Genomic DNA, 1,554 nt, shown 5'->3' with positions numbered 1-1,554 from the left:
ACTGACCTTAGCCAAACTCCGAATGCCGGTAAGTGAGAGCGCGGCAGTGAGACTGTGGGGGATAAGCTCCATGGTCGAGAGGGAAACAGCCCAGAGCATCGACTAAGGCCCCTAAGCGTACGCTAAGTGGGAAAGGATGTGGAGTCGCACAGACAACCAGGAGGTTGGCTTAGAAGCAGCCACCCTTGAAAGAGTGCGTAATAGCTCACTGGTCTAGTGATTCCGCGCCGACAATGTAGCGGGGCTCAAGCGTACCGCCGAAGTCGTGTCATTGCAGCATATAGCCCCAACGGGTGCTGTGATGGGTAGGGGAGCGTCGTCTGCCGGGTGAAGCAGCACCGGAAGGTAGTTGTGGACGGTTGACGAGTGAGAATGCAGGCATGAGTAGCGATACAAACGTGAGAAACGTTTGCGCCGATTGACTAAGGGTTCCTGGGTCAAGCTGATCTGCCCAGGGTAAGTCGGGACCTAAGGCGAGGCCGACAGGCGTAGTCGATGGATAACCGGTTGATATTCCGGTACCCGCTGTGAAGCGTCAAACATCGAGCATCGTGATGCTAAGGCCGTGAAGCCGTTCCGGACCCTTCGGGGAAAGGAAAGTGGTGGAGCCGCCGGACCAAGCGGTTAGTAGGTGAGTGATGGGGTGACGCAGGAAGGTAGTCCATCCCGGGCGGTGGTTGTCCCGGGGTAAGGGTGTAGGACGCTGTCTAGGCAAATCCGGACAGCACGAGTCTGAGACCTGATGCCGAGCCGATTGTGGCGAAGTGGATGATCCTATGCTGTCGAGAAAAGCCTCTAGCGAGTTTCATGGCGGCCCGTACCCTAAACCGACTCAGGTGGTCAGGTAGAGAATACCGAGGCGTTCGGGTGAACTATGGTTAAGGAACTCGGCAAAATGCCCCCGTAACTTCGGGAGAAGGGGGGCCAGCTCTGGTGAGAGGACTTGCTCCTCGAGCTGGGGGTGGCCGCAGAGACCAGCGAGAAGCGACTGTTTACTAAAAACACAGGTCCGTGCGAAGCCGTAAGGCGATGTATACGGACTGACGCCTGCCCGGTGCTGGAACGTTAAGGGGACCGGTTAGCTTGGATTCGTCCAGGCGAAGCTGAGAACTTAAGCGCCAGTAAACGGCGGTGGTAACTATAACCATCCTAAGGTAGCGAAATTCCTTGTCGGGTAAGTTCCGACCTGCACGAATGGCGTAACGACTTCTCGACTGTCTCAACCATAGGCCCGGTGAAATTGCACTACGAGTAAAGATGCTCGTTTCGCGCAGCAGGACGGAAAGACCCCGGGACCTTTACTACAGTTTGATATTGGTGTTCGGTTCGGCTTGTGTAGGATAGCTGGGAGACTTTGAAGCAGGCACGCCAGTGTTTGTGGAGTCGTCGTTGAAATACCAGTCTGGTCGTGCTGGATGTCTAACCTCGGTCCGTGATCCGGATCAGGGACAGTGTCTGATGGGTAGTTTAACTGGGGCGGTTGCCTCCTAAAGAGTAACGGAGGCGCCCAAAGGTTCCCTCAGCCTGGTTGGCAATCAGGTGTTGAGTGTAAGT

The 1,554-nt window shown here is 55.9% G+C and carries 1 rRNA gene; it reads left to right on the top strand.

The features are described from left to right. Positions 1 to 1,554, top strand: a 23S ribosomal RNA gene (locus AB0H32_RS48325); the annotation flags it as partial.

The organism is Streptomyces sp. NPDC020362 (assembly GCF_040642095.1).
In the GTDB taxonomy this organism is placed as follows: domain Bacteria; phylum Actinomycetota; class Actinomycetes; order Streptomycetales; family Streptomycetaceae; genus Streptomyces.
This window is presented reverse-complemented; position numbering and strand designations above follow the sequence as displayed.